Source organism: Pantoea rodasii (assembly GCF_002095465.1).
GTDB lineage: Bacteria > Pseudomonadota > Gammaproteobacteria > Enterobacterales > Enterobacteriaceae > Pantoea > Pantoea rodasii.
In genome coordinates, this window is sequence record NZ_MLFP01000001.1 from 75,011 (window position 1) to 96,151 (window position 21,141).

21 protein-coding genes, 1 other RNA gene and 2 pseudogenes are annotated in these 21,141 nt (G+C 55.3%); 16 read left to right on the forward strand and 8 right to left on the reverse strand.

Annotation, left to right across the window (positions count from 1 at the left end; translation table 11 throughout):
- Positions 1-125: 125 nt before the first annotated feature.
- Positions 126-401: a type II toxin-antitoxin system RelE/ParE family toxin gene (locus HA45_RS00360; protein ID WP_128598854.1), complete on the reverse strand. Its 276-nt coding sequence runs from the start codon at positions 399-401 to the stop codon at positions 126-128.
- A gap of 229 nt (positions 402-630) precedes the next feature.
- Positions 631-1,635, reverse strand: coding sequence for a class 1 fructose-bisphosphatase (gene fbp, locus HA45_RS00365; protein ID WP_100703302.1), 1,005 nt, complete (start codon positions 1,633-1,635; stop codon positions 631-633).
- Positions 1,636-1,801: 166 nt separating this feature from the next.
- Between fbp and mpl the strand changes: the two genes are divergently transcribed.
- A complete protein-coding gene (gene mpl, locus HA45_RS00370) occupies positions 1,802-3,157 on the forward strand; it encodes a UDP-N-acetylmuramate:L-alanyl-gamma-D-glutamyl-meso-diaminopimelate ligase (protein ID WP_100703303.1) in 1,356 nt (451 codons plus the stop codon).
- Positions 3,158-3,294: 137 nt separating this feature from the next.
- On the opposite strand, the gene yjgA is transcribed toward mpl, so the two are convergent.
- Positions 3,295-3,843 carry a ribosome biogenesis factor YjgA gene (gene yjgA, locus HA45_RS00375; protein WP_100703304.1) on the reverse strand — a complete coding sequence of 183 codons (549 nt, stop codon included), beginning with the start codon at positions 3,841-3,843 and terminating at the stop codon, positions 3,295-3,297.
- A gap of 115 nt (positions 3,844-3,958) precedes the next feature.
- Here yjgA and pmbA point away from each other — a divergent pair, with 115 nt between their 5' ends.
- From pmbA to HA45_RS00430, 11 genes and pseudogenes are all read left to right on the forward strand, one after another.
- A complete protein-coding gene (pmbA, locus tag HA45_RS00380) occupies positions 3,959-5,299 on the forward strand; it encodes a metalloprotease PmbA (RefSeq protein WP_100703305.1) in 1,341 nt (446 codons plus the stop codon).
- A gap of 71 nt (positions 5,300-5,370) precedes the next feature.
- Positions 5,371-5,757 carry a cytochrome b562 gene (gene cybC, locus HA45_RS00385; protein ID WP_100703306.1) on the forward strand — a complete coding sequence of 129 codons (387 nt, stop codon included), beginning with the start codon at positions 5,371-5,373 and terminating at the stop codon, positions 5,755-5,757.
- Between the two features lie 253 nt (positions 5,758-6,010).
- A complete protein-coding gene (locus tag HA45_RS00390; RefSeq protein ID WP_100703307.1) occupies positions 6,011-6,349 on the forward strand; it encodes a glycine dehydrogenase in 339 nt (112 codons plus the stop codon).
- Positions 6,350-6,366: 17 nt separating this feature from the next.
- Entirely contained in the window at positions 6,367-6,723 is a 357-nt protein-coding gene (locus HA45_RS00395) for an SFCGS family glycine-rich protein (RefSeq protein ID WP_009087404.1), read from the forward strand.
- 2 nt (positions 6,724-6,725) lie between these two features.
- Positions 6,726-7,025, forward strand: a complete 300-nt coding sequence (locus HA45_RS00400) for a DUF4312 family protein (RefSeq protein ID WP_100703308.1) — start codon at positions 6,726-6,728, stop codon at positions 7,023-7,025.
- A gap of 26 nt (positions 7,026-7,051) precedes the next feature.
- Positions 7,052-7,827, forward strand: a pseudogene (locus tag HA45_RS00405) (DUF4311 domain-containing protein).
- Positions 7,828-7,838: 11 nt separating this feature from the next.
- The gene (locus HA45_RS00410; RefSeq protein ID WP_100703309.1) at positions 7,839-8,486 is read left to right on the forward strand and encodes a DUF4310 family protein; all 648 of its coding nucleotides are present in this window, start codon (positions 7,839-7,841) and stop codon (positions 8,484-8,486) included.
- Between the two features lie 123 nt (positions 8,487-8,609).
- A complete protein-coding gene (locus tag HA45_RS00415; protein ID WP_100703310.1) occupies positions 8,610-9,743 on the forward strand; it encodes an amidohydrolase/deacetylase family metallohydrolase in 1,134 nt (377 codons plus the stop codon).
- Positions 9,727-10,848: a DgaE family pyridoxal phosphate-dependent ammonia lyase gene (locus tag HA45_RS00420; protein ID WP_100703311.1), complete on the forward strand. Its 1,122-nt coding sequence runs from the start codon at positions 9,727-9,729 to the stop codon at positions 10,846-10,848. Before HA45_RS00415 ends, HA45_RS00420 begins: the two co-directional genes overlap by 17 nt.
- Positions 10,845-11,582: a 2-dehydro-3-deoxy-phosphogluconate aldolase gene (gene dagF / locus HA45_RS00425; RefSeq protein ID WP_100703312.1), complete on the forward strand. Its 738-nt coding sequence runs from the start codon at positions 10,845-10,847 to the stop codon at positions 11,580-11,582. The genes HA45_RS00420 and dagF overlap by 4 nt, the downstream gene beginning before the upstream one ends.
- Positions 11,583-11,606: 24 nt before the next feature.
- Positions 11,607-13,517, forward strand: a complete 1,911-nt coding sequence (locus tag HA45_RS00430; protein WP_100703313.1) for a BglG family transcription antiterminator — start codon at positions 11,607-11,609, stop codon at positions 13,515-13,517.
- A gap of 154 nt (positions 13,518-13,671) precedes the next feature.
- Here the strand turns inward: HA45_RS00430 and HA45_RS00435 are convergent, their stop codons facing one another.
- Positions 13,672-14,574 carry a LysR family transcriptional regulator gene (locus HA45_RS00435; RefSeq protein WP_034829216.1) on the reverse strand — a complete coding sequence of 301 codons (903 nt, stop codon included), beginning with the start codon at positions 14,572-14,574 and terminating at the stop codon, positions 13,672-13,674.
- 129 nt (positions 14,575-14,703) lie between these two features.
- Here HA45_RS00435 and HA45_RS00440 point away from each other — a divergent pair, with 129 nt between their 5' ends.
- Positions 14,704-15,405 carry a pirin family protein gene (locus HA45_RS00440; RefSeq protein WP_100703314.1) on the forward strand — a complete coding sequence of 234 codons (702 nt, stop codon included), beginning with the start codon at positions 14,704-14,706 and terminating at the stop codon, positions 15,403-15,405.
- 71 nt (positions 15,406-15,476) lie between these two features.
- Here HA45_RS00440 and dolP read toward each other — a convergent pair whose 3' ends face one another.
- The 4 genes from dolP to HA45_RS00460 are packed head-to-tail and all read right to left on the reverse strand — an operon-like array spanning position 15,477 to position 19,094.
- Positions 15,477-16,049 (reverse strand): division/outer membrane stress-associated lipid-binding lipoprotein, encoded by a 573-nt coding sequence (gene dolP, locus HA45_RS00445; protein ID WP_100703315.1) that lies wholly within the window; start codon positions 16,047-16,049, stop codon positions 15,477-15,479.
- Between the two features lie 14 nt (positions 16,050-16,063).
- Positions 16,064-16,651: a DnaA initiator-associating protein DiaA gene (gene diaA / locus HA45_RS00450; protein ID WP_034829211.1), complete on the reverse strand. Its 588-nt coding sequence runs from the start codon at positions 16,649-16,651 to the stop codon at positions 16,064-16,066.
- Positions 16,652-16,665: 14 nt separating this feature from the next.
- Positions 16,666-17,061 carry a YraN family protein gene (locus HA45_RS00455; RefSeq protein WP_100703316.1) on the reverse strand — a complete coding sequence of 132 codons (396 nt, stop codon included), beginning with the start codon at positions 17,059-17,061 and terminating at the stop codon, positions 16,666-16,668.
- Entirely contained in the window at positions 17,019-19,094 is a 2,076-nt protein-coding gene (locus tag HA45_RS00460) for a penicillin-binding protein activator (RefSeq protein ID WP_100703317.1), read from the reverse strand. The genes HA45_RS00455 and HA45_RS00460 overlap by 43 nt, the downstream gene beginning before the upstream one ends.
- Before the next feature lie 62 nt (positions 19,095-19,156).
- Here HA45_RS00460 and rsmI point away from each other — a divergent pair, with 62 nt between their 5' ends.
- The 3 genes and pseudogenes from rsmI to HA45_RS28850 all read left to right on the forward strand — a co-directional run.
- On the forward strand, positions 19,157-20,020 hold the full coding sequence (rsmI, locus tag HA45_RS00465) for a 16S rRNA (cytidine(1402)-2'-O)-methyltransferase (protein WP_100703318.1): 864 nt from the start codon (positions 19,157-19,159) through the stop codon (positions 20,018-20,020).
- 33 nt (positions 20,021-20,053) lie between these two features.
- An RNA gene (rnpB, locus tag HA45_RS00470) (RNase P RNA component class A) lies at positions 20,054-20,430 on the forward strand.
- Between the two features lie 547 nt (positions 20,431-20,977).
- Positions 20,978-21,138 (forward strand): annotated as a pseudogene (locus HA45_RS28850) (SMR family transporter); the annotation flags it as partial.
- Positions 21,139-21,141: the final 3 nt, after the last annotated feature.

The following is a 21,141-nucleotide window of genomic DNA, read 5'->3' on the forward strand; positions in this document are numbered from 1 at the left end:
TCTCTCCTGATTAATAGAGGGTAGCTCTACATAAATCCGATTTTTCTCTAGCTTTTCGACTTGTTCAGCGGTGTAAGCTTTAGCCGCTTTAGATATTTGCCTGAACACTTTCAAATCAGAGTCATCTATCTCACGCTTGTTTTTGGGGATCTCTTTTTTTCCCAACCGTCGATAAAATAGAGTTTATCTCCATGATGAAAAGCAACAATTGTTCTCGCGCTGTCCTCGTCACCTAAACGTTTTTTGAAAACTCCACCGCCCAATGCGGCTTTAGTCGATCCATGTTTGATTTCTTCGATAAGCTCGGCTGCAACGGCGCTTAAATCATCATCACTGATTTTCGATTTCTTTCGCTTCTTGTTATAGCTCCACTCGACGAAAATTCTTAACTCAATTTCCATTTGATATCGTCCCGGATGTAGTAAAAAAATACTATAGCCAGGATTATTATAAGATTCAATGCTACAGGCAGCAAAACGCCGTACTGGCCGAAGAAGTCAGTGCCCTCGCGTAGTGTTTGGAAGCTCAGCTGCCTTGCGCAATAGAGGGACTACACTAGCCGCCAGTGCATCTACGCCACAAAAAAGCCCGCTCACAATGAGCAGGCTTTTCACATCCAATTACATCAGATTACGAGTGGCTGTCTGGGTATTCACGGATAAAGCGCTCGACGTCATTGACCATCGCATCGTTGCCGCAGAAGAACGGGCAGCGCTGGTGCAAAGTTTCCGGCTGGATATCGAGAATGCGGTCTGCGCCATCGCTGGCTTTACCACCGGCCTGTTCCGCCAGGAACGCCATTGGGTTGCACTCATACAGCAGACGCAGCTTGCCTTTCGGGTGGCTGGCGGTGCTTGGGTAGAGGTAAATACCGCCTTTCAGCAGGTTACGGTGGAAATCAGCCACCAGTGAACCGATGTAGCGCGAGGTATACGGGCGCTTGGTGGCGATATCTTCTTCCTGACAGAATTTCAGGTATTTCTTCACGCCCTGTGGGAAGCGGATGTAGTTACCTTCGTTGATGGAGTAAGTGTAGCCTTTCTCCGGGAAGGTCATGCGTTCGTGGCTCAGGCAGAACACGCCCAGAGAAGGATCGTAGGTAAACGCATGCACGCCCACGCCGGTGGTGTACACCATCATGGTAGAAGAACCGTAAACCACGTAACCGGCCGCGACCTGCTTGTTGCCCGGCTGCATAAAGTCAGCTTCGGTGATCGGCGTACCCGGCTCACTGATGCGGTGATAGATAGAGAAAATGGTGCCCACAGAAACGTTCACGTCGATGTTGGAAGAGCCGTCCAGCGGATCCATCAATACCACGTATTTACCGTCTTCTGAGCCTTCAAAGATAACGAACTCATCTTCTTCTTCGGATGCGATACCCGCAACCACACCACGCGCTTTCAGGGCAGCTTTCAGTTTTTCATTCGCGAAGAGATCCAGCTTCATCTGCTGTTCGCCCTGCACGTTTTCCACACCGCTAGCACCGAGAATATCCACTAAACCCGCTTTGTTAATGTCGCGGTGGATAATCTTAGCTCCGAGCTTAATGGAGGAAATCAGCGCCGTCAGTTCACCTGTGGCGTGTGGAAAGTCGTGTTGCTTCTCGACGATGAATTCGCCTAACGTTTTCATAACACATTCCCTGAATCTACGGTGGAGTGGCAGCAGCTGTAACACGCTACCAACGTATGAGCGCAGTTTAGCCGATTGAACTTTAAAAACCATAGTCCTAATCCGTTTCTTCCCACTCTGCTCGGGGTTACACTGTGCGCCGAACTTTTGAGTAATGGATCTCTATATGCGCATTCACATCCTTGGGATTTGTGGCACCTTCATGGGCGGACTGGCGATGCTGGCCCGTTCATTGGGGCACGAAGTGACCGGCTCAGACGCCAATGTCTACCCGCCGATGAGCACCTTGCTGGAGCAGCAAGGTATTGAATTGACTGAAGGTTACGATGCCAGTCAGCTCGATCCGCAGCCGGATCTGGTGATCATAGGCAACGCCATGACGCGCGGCAATCCGTGTGTAGAAGCGGTACTGGAACGGAACATTCCGTACCTCTCGGGCCCGCAGTGGCTGCACGATTTTGTGCTGCGCGACCGCTGGGTACTTGCCGTGGCCGGAACCCATGGCAAAACCACCACCGCAGGCATGGCAGCGTGGATTCTGGAGGCCTGTGGCCTGGAACCGGGCTTCATCATTGGTGGTGTGCCAGGAAACTTCGAGGTTTCGGCAAAATTAGGAAAAAGTCCATTCTTCGTGATTGAGGCGGATGAATATGACAGCGCGTTCTTCGACAAGCGTTCCAAATTTGTCCATTACTGCCCGCGCACGCTGATCCTCAACAACCTTGAATTCGATCACGCCGATATCTTTGACGATCTGCGCGCGATCCAAAAGCAGTTCCATCACCTGATTCGCATCGTGCCAGGGCAGGGCAAAATTCTGCTGCCGGAGCACGATAACAATCTCAAGCAAGTGATGGCAATGGGCTGCTGGAGTGAGCAGGAAACCGTGGGCGATAACGGCCACTGGCAGGCGAAAAAGCTGACGCCGGATTCATCGCACTGGGAGATCTGGCTGGATGGCGAGAAAGTCGGTGAGGTGAACTGGGCGCTGGTGGGCGAGCACAACATGCATAATGGCCTGATGGCGATTGCTGCTGCGCGCCACATCGGGGTGAAACCGGTGGATGCCGGTGAAGCGCTGAGCAGCTTTATCAATGCGCGTCGTCGCCTTGAGCTGCGTGGTGAAGTCAATACCATCAAGGTGTATGACGATTTTGCCCATCACCCGACGGCTATCCACGCGACGCTGGCCGCGCTGCGCAGCAAAGTCGGCGGCACCGCGCGTATTCTGGCGGTACTGGAGCCACGCTCCAACACCATGAAAATGGGCGTGAGTAAAAACGAGCTGGCACCGTCATTGGGCCGTGCTGATAAAGTGTTCCTGTTCCAGCCGCACCATATTCCATGGCAGGTCTCTGATGTCGCTGAAGCCTGTATTCAGCCGGCGAAGTGGAGTGCGGATATCGATACGCTGGTGGAGATGGTGGCAAAAGAAGCCCAGCCAGGCGATTCGATCCTGGTGATGAGTAACGGCGGGTTTGGTGGCATACATCAGAAACTGCTGGAGAGATTGGGACGTTAATGATGCGGTGGCCAGCAATGGCCACCCTATCAACCGCGCAATTTCATCGTAGCGGCGCAATTTATTGCACTTCTGACAGCGACTCAGCTGAACGAAGATGCGCGATAAATCACGCCGCTACGGTATGTTGCGGGGTATTACGCTTCAGCCAGCTCGCGTAAATACTGGAAAATCTGACGCGTGGCTTTTGCCGGCTTGTTCGCGGCTTTCTCTTTCTGCGCATTACGGATCATGGTGCGCAGTTGCTGACGATCGGCTTGCGGATAGAGGTTAATCACTTCCGCGATAGCATCGTCGCCTTTCTCGATCATACGATCGCGCAGTTGCTCGAGTTTATGGAACAGCGCAACCTGCTGGTTATGGCGGTTCTTCAGCTTATCCAGTGCCTGACGAATCGGATCTTCATCGCGCGCGCGCAACATCTTACCGATGAGCTGCAACTGGCGGCGACGGCCTTCCTTCTTAATACGCTGCGCCAGCTCAATGGCGGCACGCAGATCTTCGTCGAGAGGGATCTTGTCGAGGGAATTTTTCCCCAGATCAACTAACTCGGCGCCGAGGCGTTTCAGCTCTTCGGCGTCGCGTTTAATTTCGCTTTTGCTGACCCAGATAATCTCGTCGTCTTCATCTTCTTGGTTTTGATTATCCGGCACATCGTCGAGCCAGTCATCGGGCTGCTTGGTCATCTCTTGGCTCCCTAAAAAAAGAGGCTAATCCTACCAGTTTATCGGGCGACTGCGAAATTGTTCTCTGAGTCTGATAGACTCAATAAATTCATACTTAAGATTAGACGGCAGGTCGATGAACGTATCTACTCAGGTTGCAGAACAACGTAAAGTGTTAGAACAGGCTGTCGCGCAGGCGCTGGAACTGGCGAAAGCCAGCACCGATGGTGCAGAAGTGGCGGTGACCAAAACCACCGGCATTGGCGTCAGCACCCGCTATGGCGAAGTGGAAAACGTCGAATTCAACAGCGATGGTGCACTTGGCATCACCGTCTATCATCAAAACCGCAAAGGCAGTGCCTCTTCAACCGATCTCAGCCCGGATGCCATCAAACGCACCGTGCAGGCGGCGATCGACATCGCGCGCTACACCTCGGTCGATCCTTTTGGTGCGCCGGCCGATCCCGATCTGCTGGCCTTTGAAGCGCCGGATCTCGATCTTTACCATCCGTGGGAGATCGATGCCGATCGCGCTATCGAACTGGCCGCACAAGCTGAGCAGGCGTCGCTGCAGGCTGACAAGCGTATTACCAACACTGAAGGCGGCAGCTTCAACAGCCACGTTGGCATCAAAGTATTCGGTAACAGCCACGGCATGCTGCAGAGCTACTGCTCCAGTCGCCATTCGCTCTCCAGCTGTGTGATTGCCGAGCAGGATGGCAACATGGAGCGCGATTACGCTTACACCATCGGCCGTTCCATTGACGATCTGCAAACACCGGATTGGGTCGGACAAGAGTGCGCCCGTCGTGTGTTGTCACGTTTAGCGCCGCGCAAGCTGCCGACCATGAAAGCGCCGGTGATCTTCGCGCCAGAAGTAGCGACCGGTCTATTTGGCCATTTGGTTGGCATGATCAGCGGCGGCAGCGTCTACCGCAAAGCGACCTTCCTGTTGGATTCACTCGGCAAACAGATTCTGCCAGAGTGGCTGACCATTGAAGAGAAGCCGCACCTGTTGAAAGGGCTGGCCTCCACGCCGTTCGACAGCGAAGGCGTGCGCACCGAAGCGCGTGACATCATCAAAGATGGCGTGCTGCAAAACTGGCTGCTGACCAGCTACTCAGCGCGTAAGCTCGGCCTGCAAAGCACCGGCCACGCTGGCGGCATCCACAACTGGCGCATTGCCGGCCAGGGCCACAGCTTTGACGATATGCTGAAGCAGATGGGCCGCGGCTTGGTGGTTACTGAAATGATGGGCTCCAGCGTCAGCGCCATGACCGGTGACTACTCACGCGGTGCCTCAGGTTTCTGGGTTGAGAACGGTGAAATCCAATATCCTGTGAGCGAGATCACAATTGCGGGCAACCTCAAGGATATGTGGCTCAATATGGTAACGCTCGGTAACGACATTGAAACCCGCAGCAATATACAATGCGGATCGGTGCTGCTGCCGGAGATGAAAATCGCCGGACAATAAAGACATCGCTTCACAGAAAGCAGCCCACGTGGCTGCTTTTTTTTTGCCCGACAATAATAAAAGGAATATTTATGCGGAAGCATTTGATTGCAATGTTGTCTCTCTCGCTGTTGTTCTCCTCGGCTAGCGTTTTTGCCGCTGACCTGAAGAATGATATGGATACCTTGAAAGATGGCCTGAGCGTGGTGAAAAAAACCTCCGATGCTCAGGAAATGCAAACTGCGCTCGGCAAGATGCGCCAGGCGGCGGAGGATGCTAAAAAATCCACGCCGGAAAAACTGGAAGGTCAGCCTGCCGACAGTGCCCAAATTAAGGATTATCACGCCGGTCTTGATTCCCTGATCGCTCAGATTGATGTTATCGACCAACTGGCGAAAGCCAACAAACTCGACGATGCCAAAACGGAAGCGAAGAAGTTGGAAGATATTCGTAACGCCAACCATAAGAAATTCCGCTGATAACCCGGCCAGCCCCTTGGCTGGCCTTATCTCCCGCTCTGTTTCTCCGCTTTCCCCGCTGAAAATCCGTTATAACCCGCATTTTTGTGACCTGTTTCGCACACTCTGTGCGTACTGCGATCTGGCGCACACGCGCCCGTGGGATTTCCACTTCGAGGTGGAAAAGATGCGTCTCCACACCCGCCAGCGGAAAGCGTAATTTATTTTTAACGCGAAATATCTGCATTTGTCCGCTGTAAACAGGAGTAACAAGGTGAGGAGTGAAGCTGTCCCGCTGAAACAGAGCACGCCGGAAGCAATACAGGCGCTGGCGGATAACGTGATGACACAGATTGCGGCGATCTACGCCGAGCACCACATCGAAGCCAACGCCGTGCAGCAGCAAATGCTGTCCTCGCATGTGCGGGCAATGGCGGCGCGTTCACTCACGGGTGAAGCCCTGCCGGAAGTCGAAGCTGAGCTGTTTGAAGATATCTCGCCAGAAACCATGGCACTGGCACAGCAGGTGGTGGATCTGTTTGGCAATTTGCCGAAAGAAGAAGCCTGGCTGTTATCGGTGCACATCGAAGTGGCGAAATCGAACGAAGCATGAATTGAGAGGAATTGAACATGGTAACTGTAGTGATTGGCGATCGTCTGGGCAAAGGCCAGAAAGTAGCAGCAGGGATTGAGAAAGCAGGCGGCCGTGCCGTCGTCGTGCCGGGCGTGGCAGCAGACATGAAGCTGGGCGATGTGATGAAAGCGGAAAACGCCGATTTCGGCATCTCATTCTGCGGTAGCGGCGGCGCTGGAGCCATCACCGCGCAGAACAAATACGGCTACAAAGCCAAACACGGCATGCGTTCGATCGATGAAGGCGTGACCGCCATTAACGAAGGTGCCACCGTGCTGGGCTTCGGCTTTATGGATAAAGAAGAGCTGGGTGAACGTCTGGTGCAGGCCTGGAATAAAAAACACGGCAGCTAAGTATGAAACAGCAATACGAGACGCAGGTGACGGTGCAGGGCAAAGGCGACAGCAAAGCGAAAGCCTTTGCCGATGCGCTCAGCAAGGTGCAGCAGCAAGTGCTGCGCACCAGCCAAAAAATTCTGTTGCGCATTGAACCCATAGATGTGCGGGTGCTGCGCGCGCAGGAGAGCGTGCGCAAAGAGAAGTTCTTGTTCTTCTTCCTGGCGCGCGAACGACGGAACTACAGCGTCGAGCTGGACATTACCGTCAGCGTCACCGTGATCGACACCGACAAGGTGGAGTTTACGGCGGCACCCTGAATAAAGACGACAACAAAGGGTACAACATGTTTTTAATCATTTTGTTTAAGTCGTTGATCATAGGTGGATTGGTTGGCGTTGGGGTAGGAGCGGGCGCAGCGCGCATGTTCCACGCACCGACCACGCAAGGTATGGGCGCGTTCCGTACCTTGGGTGAGCTCAATTCCTGCGAGGGCGATCCAGCATCGCACTTCTCCTTTGGTCTTGGCTTCTTCTTTAACGCCTGGGCATCGTCTGTGGCCGCAGGTTCCTTCACTCAGGACGTTGATCACCGCATTCTGCCTAACTGGGGCGCGGCCGCATTGATGGTGAAAACCGTAACGTGGCGGAAACGCTGCATAACCCGAAACGCATGGCGATTGCCTGCGGCATCATCGGCATGATCGTGGTGGCCTTCCTCAACAGTACCGCGTCTGCGGTGCCTGCGGCGTTGCAGGTCACGGCGGTTAAAGTGCTGGTGCCAGCGGCAAACCTGCTGGTGAACACCGTCATGCCGGTGATCTTCTGGCTGGCAGCGATTGATGCCGGTAAGAAATCGGGTTTCTGGGCGACTATTTTTGGTGGATTGGCGCAGTTGATCATGGGTAACGCTGTACCGGGTTTGGTGCTGGGTATCCTGATCGGTAAAGGCGTGGAAGAGAGCGGCTGGAACAAAGTCACCAAAGTGATGATGTTCGCCATCGTGCTGCTGTTTGCCCTGAGCGGCTTCTTCCGTGGCTTCGACATGAAACTGCTGCAATCCTTCCAGCTCGGTGTGCCTGGCTGGCTGGATATGATTCACAACAGCCTGAGCGGCAAATAAGGAGCCTAAGTATGAACGAGACCGAAAACAAAGGGTTCTGGTACGCCGACTGGTCTTTCCCGATTTTTGTTGGCCTGCTCTCTTCCGGCGTGTTTGCCGGTACGCACATGTATTACCTGTACGGCATCGGCGCGTTTAACGAAGTGGCGTTTGTCTCGATGCTGCGTTCCGGCATGGAAACCGGCGTATATGGCGCAGTCGCGGCGTTTGGTGCCAGCTTCCTGTTTGCCCGCATCATTGAAGGCTCGCTGGTGGGGATTCTGGATATCGGCGGCGCGATTCAAACCGGTGTCGGCCTTGGCGTTCCCGCACTGCTGCTCGGTTCGGGCATCGTGTTCCCGGTGGCGAACTTTGCCGCATCGCTGGCAACTGGCCTGGTCGTGGGCGTCGCCATTGGCTATCTGATCATCCTGGCGCGTAAGTTCACCATCAATCAGAGCGATTCCACCTACGGTGCGGACGTGATGATGGGCGCCGGTAATGCATCGGGTCGCTTCCTGGGTCCGTTGATTATCCTGTCTGCGATGGCCGCGTCGATTCCTATCGGCCTCGGTTCGCTGGTGGGTGCGCTGTTGTTCTATCTGTGGAACAAACCCATCACCGGTGGCGCGATTTTGGGTGCCATGGCGTTAGGTGCGATGTTCCCGGTTTCTCTTTGATTGGTAGGTTTGCACAAATCCGTAGCGGCGCGATTTATCGCGCTTCCTGACAGCGTCATCGTTGTTAAATGCGCAATGAATCGCGCCGCTACGATTTAGGCGAGTGGTAAGTAAGGAGTAAACATGTTTGATCTGATTCTGCGCCGCGCGCGTCTGTGCGACGAACAGCTGGTGGATATCGCCATCCAGCACGGCAAAATTGCTGCGGTAGGTGAGGTGACCGGCCCGGCTCAGCAGGAGCGCGATCTGGCAGGGCGTTACTACGTCAGCGCGGGCTGGATCGACAGCCATGTGCACTGCTATCCCAAATCCCCCATTTATCACGATGAAGCCGATGCGATTGGCGTGGCGCAGGGCGTCACCACGGTGGTCGATGCAGGCAGCACCGGCGCGGATCACATCGACGATTTCTATCAGCTCACCCGCTCCGCCATTACCGAAGTCCGCGCGCTCATCAACATTTCGCGCACCGGTATCATCACGCAAAACGAACTGGCGGATATGGCGCAAATCGACGGTGAAGCGGTGGTGCAGGCGGTAAAACGTCGCCCGGACTTTATCGTGGGATTGAAAGCGCGCATGAGCAGCAGCGTAGTGGGCGAAAACGGTATTCAGCCGCTGATTCGCGCCAAAGCCATCCAGCAGGCGGCCGGTAATCTGCCGCTGATGGTGCACATCGGCAACAACCCGCCGGTGCTGGAAGAGATTGCCGATCTGCTCACTTCCGGTGACATCATCACACACTGCTTCAACGGCAAGCCCAACCGCATTCTGTCGCCACAGGGCGAGCTGAAAGCGGCGGTGAAAAACGCCATAGCGCGTGGCGTGAAGCTGGATATTGGTCACGGCAGCGCCAGCTTCAGTTTTGAAGTGGCTCGTCAGGCCATTGCCCAAGGCATTCTGCCGGACACCATCAGTTCTGACATTTACTGTCGCAACCGCATCAACGGCCCGGTACACAGCCTGGCGCACGTGATGTCGAAATTCTTCAGCATTGGCATGACGCTGCCGCAGGTTATCGACTGCGTGACCGGCAATGCCGCGGTTGGCCTGCGCTTAGCGGGCAAAGGGCGCTTAACTGAAGGTTATGACGCCGACCTGACCATTTTTACCGTCAAAGAGGAAGCCCGCCCGTTCGTCGATGCTGAAGGCGAACGGGTTGTGGGTGAGCAACATGTGCTGCCGCTGGCCGTGGTTGTCGCGGGTGAGTGGCATCTGACTGATGAAGGGAAAACCAATCATGTCTTCGATTTATGAAAAATATGACCTGAAACAGGTCATCAATGCCTCCGGTCGTATGACCATTCTCGGTGTTTCAACGCCGTCCGCCGATGTGGTGGATACCGTGAGCTACGGTTTGAACCACTATTTCGAGATCAAAGATCTGGTCAATAAAACCGGCGCGTATATCGCAAAACTGCTGGATGTGGAAAACGCGGTAGTGGTCTCCTGCGCCTCTGCCGGCATCGCGCAGAGCGTGGCGGCGGTGATCGTCAAAGATAACGACTGGCTGCTGGATAACCTGCATGCCGCGCCGCTGACCGTGCCACACGATATCGTGGTGCCGAAAGGCCACAACGTGAATTTCGGTGCCCCGGTGGGCGCGATGGTGGCACTGGGCGGTGGACGTTTAGTGGAAGCCGGTTACAGCAACGAGTGCTCGCCTGAGCAGCTGGCCGCCGCCATCACGCCAACCACGGCAGCATTGCTGTACATCAAGTCACACCACTGCGTGCAGAAGAGCCACCTGAGTGTGGAGCAGGCGGCAGTGGTCGCACGCAAACACGGTATCCCGTTAATCGTGGATGCGGCAGCAGAAGAAGATCTGCAGTGCTACTACCAGATGGGCGCAGACCTGGTGATCTACAGCGGTGCCAAGGCGATTGAAGGGCCGACCAGCGGTCTGGTGATTGGTCGCACGCAATACGTTGAGTGGGTCAAACGTCAAAGCAACGGCATTGGTCGTGCGATGAAAGTCGGCAAAGAGGGCATTCTCGGTCTGACGCAGGCAATTGAAAACTATCTGGTGCAGCCGAAAACCACCGGTGCCGAGATGGTGGCCAACATGACGCCGTTTATCGACAACCTCAACACGATGAATGGCGTCTCCGCGCGCGTGGTGTGGGATGCAGCAGGCCGCGATATCGCCCGTGCTGAGATCAAGTTCGATGAAGCGATCACCCAATGGCCCACCGGCGAACTGGTGCAGGCGCTGAAAACCGGCGACATCGCCATCTACTTCCGTGGCTATAAAGCCAACGAAGGCATTATCGAAGCCGACGTGCGCAGCGTCAGCGCCGAACAGCTGCATATCATCTTTAGCCGTATCCAGGCGTTAATCAGCGGAGGAAAACGCGCATGAGTCTGAACCCGAATTTTTATCAGGGCCGTTTGTGCCTCAACGTGTTAGCCGGTTCGAAGCAGAATGCTAAAGCGATCTGGCAGGCGGCAGAAGGTCACGTGCTGGTGGGCGTATTATCAAAAAATTACGCGACCAATGAAGAAGCAATTGCCGATATGCGCGAGTACGCAGCGCTGATCGACAACGCGCTCTCAGTGGGCTTGGGCGCGGGCGATCCGAATCAGTCAGCGATGGTGAGTGAGATCTCAGCGGTACTGCAACCGCAGCACGTCAACCAGGTCTTCACCGGTGTCGCAACCAGCCGCGCGCTGCTCGGCCAGAACCACACCGTGGTCAACGGCCTGATTTCACCAACCGGCACACCGGGCCTGGTGAAAATCTCCACCGGACCGCGCAGCTCGCAGGCAGAAGATGCGATTGTGCCGATCGACAGCGCCATCGCCATGCTGCAGGACATGGGCGGCAGCTCAGTGAAATACTTCCCGATGGGTGGCTTAAAATCGGTGAACGAATATCGCGCTGTGGCTGAAGCCTGTGCGCGCCATGACTTCTGGCTGGAACCGACCGGCGGTATCGATCTCAATAACTTCGAAGCGATTGTGCAGATTGCGCTCGATGCGGGCGTGAGCAAAGTAATCCCGCACGTTTACAGTTCGATTATTGATAGCGCAACGGGCGACACGCGCATTGACGATGTGCGTCAGCTTCTGGCAACGTGCAAGAAACTGCTGTAACAAACGATTCACAGGTGAAGCTCCGTGAGATTTCCCAATCAGCGTCTGGCCCAACTTTTCGCTGCGCTGCAAAACGAAACGCTGCCGCAGGATGAACTGGCGCGCCGCTTTTCAGTTTCAACGCGCACGGTGCGCACCGATATCACCGCGCTGAATGCGCTGCTGGAACAGCACGGCGCACAGTTTGTGCTGGCGCGCGGCGCGGGATATCAACTCAAAATTGACGACGTGGCGCGTTTCGACCGGCTACAGCAAGAGAGCGCCGCGCCGCTGCGTGTGCCGCGCACCTCGCAGGATCGCGTGCGCTATCTGCTGACGCGTTTCCTCACCGCCGCCTTCTCGCTCAAGCTCGAAGACCTGTCGGAAGAGTGGTTTGTCAGTCGCGCTACGTTACAAAGTGACATGGCGGAAGTGCGCGAATGGCTCGGCCGCTATCATCTAAATATCGAAACCAAACCGCATTACGGCATGAAATTGTTTGGCAGCGAGGCGGCGATCCGCACCTGCCTGACGGATCTGCTGTGGCAGATCGATCAGGAGATGCCAGACAGCCCGCTGCTGACGGTGGAAGCGCTGCACAGCGGGATGCTGGCGCAATTAGCCCCGCTACTGCAGCAGTGCTTTACCCAGCACGCGATTCGTCTTAGTGACGAGGGCGAGCGCTATCTGCAAATTTACTGCGCAGTGGCAGTTCGGCGCATCAGCGAAGGTTTCCCGCTCAACGATCCTGGCGCAGAAGATGTCGGTGAGGAAGTGCGCGAAGCCGCCCATGATTTGGTGAATCTGATGCAGCCGCTGGTGGGTAAAGCGATCTCGCAGGCGGAAGAGAACTGGCTGCGTGTGAATATTGCCGCCCGCCAGATCCAGGCGCTGGTGCCCAGCACCATCAATGCCGATGACGCCGATGCGCTGGTCGATTATCTGCTGAGTTACATCAACACCCATTACAACTATCGGCTACAGCAGGATGAGCAGCTGCGGGCCGATCTGCTCACCCATATCAAAACCATGATCACTCGGGTGCGTTATCAGATCCATATCCCCAATCCGTTGCTCAGCAACATCAAGCAGCACTATCCGATGGCGTACGATGTGACGCTGGCAGCCGTCACCAGCTGGGGCAAGTACACGCCATACAGCATCAGCGAAAACGAAATCGGTTTTCTGGTGCTGCATATCGGTGTGGGCCTCGAACGGCATTACGATGTCGGCTATCAGCGCCATCCGCAGGTGTTGCTGGTGTGCGACAGCGGTAACTCGACGCTGCGCATGATTGAAGCGCTGCTGCTGCGCAAATACCCGCAGTTGGTGGTCACCGCGCGCTTATCGCAGCGTGATTACGAGATGCGTAACCACATCGATGAAGACTTCGTGATTTCCACCGCGCGATTGAGCGAGAAGAATAAGCCGATTGTGATGATGTCGCCGTTCCCGACGGAGTTCCAGCTGGAGCAGTTGGGTAAGCTGGTGCTGGTGGATCGCACGCGTCCTTACATGCTGGAAAAGTACTTCGACGCGCAGCACTTTATGGTGCTGGATAAGCCGATGACGCAATCAGCGCTGTTCCGCGTGTTGTGCGATCAGCTGGAGTCAGAGGGGTATGTGGATGCGGAGTTCTATCCATCGGTGGAAGAGCGTGAAGAGATTGTCAGCACCATGCTTGGCGAAGGCATTGCACTGCCGCACTCACTCGGACTGCTGGCGAAAAAAACCGTGGTGTATACCGTGCTGGCACCCCATGGCGTGAGCTGGGGTGACGAAACTGCCTCGGTGATTTTCCTGCTGGCGATCAGCAAAAGCGAATACGAAGAGGCGATGGCGATTTACGATCTGTTCGTTACTTTCCTGCGGGAGAGGGCGATGGCCAGACTGCGCGACTGCGGGGATTTCGTCAGCTTTAAAGCGGTAGCGATCGATTGTTTGAGCCGGATGTAGCGTTTGAAATTTCACGTAGCGGTACGATTTATTGCGCATCTGTTAGCTACTCAGCTGTATCAGGTAAGCGCAATAAATTGCGCGGCTACGTTTTAGTGCCGCTGAAAATGCTTCGTTCGGCGTTGCGTCGGCAATTATACCGGCCTGGTTTTAATCAACCGCGCTGCTTCGCCAGCAACCGCGGGATCTCGCGCAAACACCACGCCTTGGCTTCACCCATGCTGTCACGGCGCCACGCCATAATAATATCCACTTCACGGGTGTATTCGGCACTGACCACGCGCAGGCGGCCTTCGGCGATATCCTGCTCCACCATCGGATAGGGCATGGTCGCCACGCCTAAACCGGCCAGTAGCGCACGACGTTTATCGTCCATGCTGCTCACCGTCAGGCGCTGCTGTTTGTCCAGCAGCTGCACCGTTAACACCGGGCGCTCACGTGCGGTATCCGCCACCGCAATGCCGCGATACTTCACGCGCGTTACTTCAGACAGCGGCTCGGCTTCCTGATGAATCGGGTGATCCGGGCTGGCGACGTACACGCTCATGATGCTATAGAGTTTACGCGTGTTGATCTCGGTCGAGGCACGGAAATGCATATCAGGCGCAATCACGATATCCGCGCGGCCCTGCTCCAGACGCTCCCACGCACCGGCCAATACTTCGGTGACCAGTGAAATCTGCGTGTTGGCTTTCTCCGCCAGCTTTTCAACAACAGGAAACAGCAGATTGGTTGGGATCAGCGCTTCAGCCACGATGGTGAGATGGGTTTCCCAACCGCGAGCCAGCGCTTCGGCATCGGTGGTGAGCTTATCGGCGGCTTCCAGCAGCACGCGCCCACGCTCCAGCAGCATGCGTCCGACATTAGTGAACTTGGTGCGATGGCCGGAGCGGTCAAACAGCACCACATCCAATTCTTCTTCCAGTTTCTGCATGGTATAGCTCAACGCAGAAGGAACACGGCCCAGTTCATCGGCCGCAGCGGCGAAGCTACCACGACGATCGATAGCATCCATCACACGTAAAGCTTCGAGGGTTAACGCGCGGTCTTTAGCCATGCCGGTTCTCTGTCAGTAAATTTGAATATGCCGGGCAGATTAACTGGCTAACAATCCGGCGTCCAGCCTTTTACCATTAAGGTATAAAGCCTGCGGTCGAATCTCACCGCAGTGCGTTGGAGGCAAATCATGATGACAACCCGCTGCGCGTCCGCATGTGGCCAGGCCGATTTCGGTTGGTTGCAGGCGCGATACAGCTTCTCTTTTGGCCACTATTTTGATCCTAAAATGATGGGCTACGCTTCGTTACGCGTGCTCAATCAGGAAGTGCTGGCACCCGGTGCGGCCTTCCAGCCGCGCAGCTATCCGCAGGTGGATGTGTTGAATTTGGTGTTGCAGGGCGAAGCGGAGTACCGCGACAGCGAAGGCAACCATCTCATCGCGCGCGAAGGCGAAGCGATGCTGCTGTCAGCTCGTCAGGGCGTGAATTATAGCGAAATCAACATCAGTAAAGATCGTCCGTTAACGCGCATGCAGCTGTGGCTGGCGGCCTGCCCGGAGCGAGAGAATCCGCTGCTGCAGAAAATCGCGGCGCCACAGCAAAGCCGCTTTTTAATTGCCTCGCCAGACGGCGTGGATGGCAGTCTGCAACTGCGTCAGCAGGTGTGGGTGCATCAGGTCATGCTGGCGCCAGGTGAGCAGCATACGGTGAAATTGAACGGTCCTCGCGCCTACCTGCAATCGATCCACGGTTCATTGGATCTACAGGCAAGCAGCGCCAATCAGGAACTTCTGAGCTGCGGCGACGGCGCGTTTTTAAGTGAAGAACAGCAGATTACCCTGCAGGCGAAAACCCCGTTGCGTGCACTGGTGATCGATTTACCAGCGTAAAAAAAGGCAGCCCGTTGAGGCTGCCTTTGTCTGTGGCCGGGGCGCAATTGACTGCGCCCGTCCGATGCAGATTATTTCAGGATGGTGAACGCGGTAGTCACGTGCTTCACACCGCTCACACGGCTGGCTACATCGGCCGCCGCAGACGCTTCCTGTTGTGTCACCAGACCCAGCAAGAATACCTCACCGTTTTCCGTGGTCACTTTCACGTTCGATGATTTCACCTGATCGCTGCCCAACAGCTGTGAGCGGATTTTAGTGGTGATCCAGGTATCCGATGATGACGTCCCGAGGCTGACTTTCTGGCCAGTGCGGATTTCGTTATACACTTCGGTGGCACCGTCTACACCCATGGCAATCTGCTTGGCGCGGCTGGCCAAATCAGCAGAAGGGGATTGACCGGTCAGCAGCACTTTGCCCTGGTAAGCGGTAACGACGACGCGTGCCTGGTTTTTGATTTGTTCATCTTTCGCCAGCGCATTGCTGACACGCAATTCCAGCGTACCATCATCAACCTGCGTACCCACGGTGCGCGGATCGGTTGCTGTTTTGGTTGCCACAGCGGCGCCGCCGGCGACAACGGCAACACAGCCCTGCAGCATCATGGCGGTTAAAAGAATGGCGACAGCGTTCAATGCTTTCATTTGAGCTCCTTCAGTCATTCCTGGTGTGGGAACAAAGTGTTATCAATCAAATCGCACAGGCAGTTCAGCGTCAGCATATGCATTTCCTGAATGCGTGCACTGCGATGTGACGGAATGCGAATTTCCACATCGTGCGGACCCAACAGGCCCGCCAGCTCACCGCCATCATGGCCGGTCAGCGCGACGATAGTCATATCGCGAGTAACCGCAGCTTCAACCGCTTTGACGATATCGCGGGTGTTGCCACGGGTTGAAATAGCCAGCAGTACATCACCGGCCTGACCAAGCGCACGAACCTGCTTGGCATAAACTTCATCGTGTAGACGATCGTTGCCGATTGCCGTTAGCATGACGTTATCGGCGCTCAGTGCCAGCGCAGGCAAGCTAGGACGCTCGGTTTCAAAACGGTTGATCATGCTGGCGGCAAAATGCTGGGCGTTGGCCGATGAAGCACCGTTACCACAACTCAGGATTTTGTTACCGTTCAGCAGCGACTGCACCAGCGTCATCGCGGCACGAGAAATCGCATCCGGCAGCGCCTCCGCAGCAGCGATTTGAGTCTGAATACTTTCGGTAAAACACGCTTTAATTCTGTCCTGCACAAGACCACCTGGTTCTATCCATCGGCATTAAAGGCATCGGGTAGCCACTCCAGCTCACGCCCGGTAATGGCAATGATGTCAAAACGGCAATTCACCGTATCAAAACTGCCGCCGCGTGCCAGCAACCACCATGCAGCGGTGCGCAGCAGCTTTTGTTGTTTCTGACGCGTCACGCTGGCGGCAGCACCGCCGTAACGTGCATCGCGTCGATAGCGCACTTCGACAAACACCCAGCAATCGGCGTCTTGCATAATGAGGTCAATTTCCCCACTGCGGCAACGCACATTACTGGCAATCCACCGCAGCCCGGCGCGCTCCAGATAACAACGCGCCTGCTGCTCCTGCTCAGCGCCAATGCGCTGGCGGTCTACTGCACCGGAACGATTTGTCCCTGACGATACTGGTTCCATGCCAACTTCCTGTTGATCACGCAATCCGTGTCGGCACTCAGCTTGCCGGTGTTGCCATCAATGGCAAAGCCTGGCACCTGGCGCATCTGGTTAAAGTGATTCGCCAGCGTCCAGGCATCAATGCCCATCGCGTAGAGGCGAACCAGCGAATAATCGTTGTTGAACGATTTCGCCGCCTGCTGCATCAGGCCCGGATTGGTTCCGGAGAGCAGCGGAATATCACTGAACTGCAAGCCATCCATTTCCAGACGGAAGTCTGGGCCGGCACCTGCCTGCGCACTGCGTGAGCTGGCATAGAGCGAGATGTTGTTGCGGCTGCTGGTACGCATCGCAATCATCGGCTTAATCAACTGCAGCTCATCCTGGCTGGCCACGATGTACACCGCATCGACACTGCCACCGCTGGCATCAGCCGTTGGCGCTGGCGTAGTAGTTTGCGGTGCCGGAATGGTCAGGCCCGCAACGGCCACACCGGCCGATTGTGGCTGTTCAACCGTCAGCGGCGTGCCGCTCAGTGCGATACCGGCTCCGCTATTAATACCTTGTTTCAGCTCAGAAACGCCACCAAAACGCTGTTGCAGCACGGTGGAACCGCCCAGTTGCTGCCACTCTTGTGCGAATGCCTTGCTCACGCGATCGCCATAGCTGCTACGCGGCACCAACAGTAATGGCTGGCGCTTGCCCTGCTCGTAGATATGGTGCGCGGCATCGCGCGCTTCGTCTTCAGGAGAAAGCGCAAAATAACAAATATTCGGATGGTTCTGGATCTGTTCCGGCTCATTCAGCGCCAGCACGTTGAGTGGCGTCTGGCTGTTCACCACTGACTCCACGTCGCTTTTCAGCAGCGGACCGACCACGAGGGTTGCGCCATCCTGCTGGGCCTGCTGCATCACCTGAGCAATCGGCTGGTTGCTGGTGTCATACACCTTCACCTGCGCGTTGCTGTCTGGCTGTGCGGTGGCCGTGGCCGGCTGTGCAGCAGACTGCGGCTGTTCGGTCTGCGGAGGCGTATTGCCCGCCATAGCCGGGCTGACAACCGTGTTAGCAGCGGTGTTAGCCTCTGCAGGCTGCTGAGCATTGGCGTCGCCAGTCTGTTGTGTTGACGGCTGGGCATTGGCGTCGGTTGCCGCTGGCGCAGCAGCTGCTGGCTGCGGTGCCGGCGCATTTAACACGCCATTTTTGGCATCGTTAAAGCCTTTCTGAATCGCATTGGCGAAAACTTGCGCCTGGCCATTCAACGGCAGCAGCAACGCAATGGTGCTGGTCGAGGCTTTCGTGAAGTTTTGCACCTGGCTAAGCTGCGTCGGCAGCGTTTTCGCGCCTGGATTCTGCGGGTAACGCGTCTGCCAGTCTTTGATTGCCGCTTTCAGCATCTGCGGGTCCTGGCTGTTGGTATGCCAGGTGTTGAGCAGATCGAGCCAGCCCTGCAGCGTGTTTTCATCGGCGTTGATCACCAGGCTGTTGATCTGATCCTGGTTCATTTGCGTCAGAGCTTGCCAGGTGGCGTCAATATTGCTCTGGTGGTTGGCGCCTTGCAGCAGCGGTTCCTGAGCAATATAGGCGCGCAGCAGCGCGAGTGAAGGACGATTCTGCGCCGCAGCGATTTGCAGCGCGTAGTAGCGCACCTGCTGGTCTTCAGATAATCCGTCGGTTTTCACCTGGCCGAGTTGTTGTTGAGCACCGCCGAAATCCTGCTGAGCAATCTGCATCTGTGCACGCAACAATTGCAGCTCCTGCTGCTGTACAGCGGAAAGCTGCTGCGGCAGTTGTGAGATCTGATCGTTGGCCTGCGGATATTTTCCTTCCTTCAACAGGGCACGGATGGCAAGTAATTGCCAGTCGGTCTTGCTATCATCGCTGCTTTGCTGCACCTGTTGCAGATAATAGTCTGAACGGGCAGTAGCAGGTGCCTGGATATTGACGTTAGAGGTTTGCTGCGGTCCCTGACCACTACAAGCGGCTAAAATCAGTCCAGCGAGAAGAACAGGTACCAGGCGTCCTGCTTTATGACGTACGACTTTTGAAGGAAGCATACTGTATCCAGTGATGTTTTTTTCAAGATGCTCAATATTAAATCGGCAATTCGGATGAAACAATGAAACAACTCGATCGGGCAGAGATTTCTGCCAGCACGCTCTATATCGTTCCTACCCCGATCGGTAACCTGGGTGATATCACGCAGCGTGCGCTGACGGTGCTTGCGAGCGTCGATCTGGTCGCAGCGGAAGATACACGTCATACCGGGCTGTTGCTACAACATTTCGCCATCAATGCGCGACTGTTCGCACTTCACGACCACAACGAACAACAGAAAGCAGAGGTGTTGTTAGCCAAGCTGCAAGAAGGCCAGAGCATTGCACTGGTCTCGGATGCGGGCACGCCGTTAATCAACGATCCGGGCTACCATCTGGTGCGTCGCTGTCGTGAAGCCGGGGTGCGCGTGGTCCCATTGCCGGGGGCCTGTGCGGCGATTACAGCATTAAGCGCGGCGGGATTACCGTCCGATCGTTTCTGTTACGAAGGATTTCTGCCGGCGAAAAGCAAAGGGCGCTGTGATGTGCTGCGCTCCCTTGAGAATGAACCGCGTACGCTGATTTTTTATGAATCGACCCATCGTTTGATTGATAGCCTACAAGATATGGTGAATGTCTGGGGTGTTGAACGCTATGTGGTGCTGGCTCGCGAAATCACCAAAACCTGGGAAACCATAAAAGGTGCGCCGGTGGGCGAGCTGCTGGCCTGGGTGCTGGAAGATGAAAACCGCCGTAAAGGTGAGATGGTGCTGATTGTTGAAGGGCACAAAGCCGATGAAGAAGCGCTGCCGGCTGAAGCACTGCGCACCTTAGCCTTGCTGCAAGCGGAGTTACCGCTTAAAAAAGCTGCGGCGTTAACGGCCGAAATTCATGGCGTTAAGAAAAACGCACTCTATAAGTACGCGCTGGAGCAGCAAGAGGCGTGACAAACGCGGGCGAATCGCCTATTATCCCGCGCCGAAGCTGACTAGACAGTCGCCGCTTTGTCGTCGTCCCTTTCGGGGGAGACGGGCAAAGGGGAGGAAAGTCCGGGCTCCATAGGGCAGGGTGCCAGGTAACGCCTGGGGGGCGCAAGCCTACGACCAGTGCAACAGAGAGCAAACCGCCGATGGCCCAGTAATGGGATCAGGTAAGGGTGAAAGGGTGCGGTAAGAGCGCACCGCGCGGCTGGCAACAGTCCGTGGCACGGTAAACTCCACCCGGAGCAAGGCCAAATAGGGGTTCACTAGGTACGGCCCGTACTGAACCCGGGTAGGCTGCTTGAGCCAGTGAGCGATTGCTGGCCTAGAGGAATGACTGTCCACGACAGAACCCGGCTTATCGGTCAGTTTCGACTTTTCAGGTGAAAACCCCGCTTCGGCGGGGTTTTTGCTATCTGGCGTACAGCGGCGAGAAGAATGACTGTCCACTCCACTCCTCTCAATTCCACTTTCTACTAAAAGAACGCAGCTTTTCGGCCAGTTTCGACCGTCATACAGCTGCCCACAAATAATAAAAATCCTAGCGTAAAGAAATGAAAATACCGAGGAACAAAATAATCCTTATGCCAGAATAGGCGCGTGTTTAACTACCGAAGACAATTATTCATCCACATCGACGAAAAGCAACAACGTGGATAAGTTGTAAAATTATGGACAAAATGCTCGCCCCAATGATGGTATGCCCTATTAATCCTCACTCCCTCTCAAACTGCTCAATCTGCGATCAGCACTGGCGCTTCGCGCTTTAGATTCCTTCTCTCCTTATTGATTTTATTATGCTTATCGGCTGAAACGCCGCTGTTTTCGCGTGGCTGGCGTTTATTTCTGTTTCAGGAGAGAAACATGCGTTACTGGATTCTATTACTCTTAGCGATCGTCGCTGAAATTATCGGCACCCTTTCAATGAAATGGGCCAGCGTCAACGGCGGTCAGGCAGGATATATATTTATGCTGCTGATGATTGCACTGTCTTATATTTTCTTGTCTTTCGCCATAAAACGTATCGCTCTGGGCGTAGCTATGCAATGTGGGAAGGCATTGGGATTCTCTTTATTACCTTATTTAGC